We start from the raw sequence: 580 nt of genomic DNA, 5'->3' as shown, positions 1-580 counted from the left end.
GAAGCAGTTCCCCTTGCGTGACATGGAGGTCTGCATGCCAAATTGTACCTGGAGAGCCCGGTAAGCCTTGGCACAGTACTGACTGCCCCGGTCTGTGTGATGAATAAGCCCAACGGGTGGCCTCTTCTGCTGCACAGCCCGAAACAGCGCCTGACTGACCAACCCGGTGGTCATTCGCTCTCCCATCGCATAACCCACTATCTCACAGGTAAACACATCCTTGAGACCAGCCAGATAAAGCCAGCCTTCGTCGGTGGCGATATAGGTGATATCACCGGTCCAGACTTCGTTGGGCTTCGTCGGCGCAAAGACCTGACCAAGGAGATTCTCCGCCACAGGCAGGGAATGAGCAGAATGGGTTGTCGCCTTGAATTTGCGCTTTTGTTTGCAAGACAACCCCATTTCACGGCGCAATCGCCCAATCCGGTCCCGCCCAGCGTAAAATCCTTCGGCGGCCAACTCAGCTTGTAAACGCGCTGCGCCATAGGTCTGGCGCGTCTTGCTGTGAGCAGCCCGAATGGCGACCTTGAGTCGTTCATCTTCTTGTTGGCGCTGTGACGGTGGACGCTGGCGCCAGTGG

General features: G+C 57.1%; 1 pseudogene. It reads right to left on the bottom strand.

Going from position 1 to position 580, the window contains the following annotated elements:
- A pseudogene (locus ACW5W8_RS23795) lies at positions 1–580 on the bottom strand (IS3-like element ISAeme20 family transposase); the annotation flags it as partial.

Source organism: Aeromonas aquatilis (assembly GCF_054052405.1).
The sequence above is the reverse complement of the archived record's forward strand: the minus strand, read 5'-3'. Positions and strand labels throughout refer to the sequence as shown.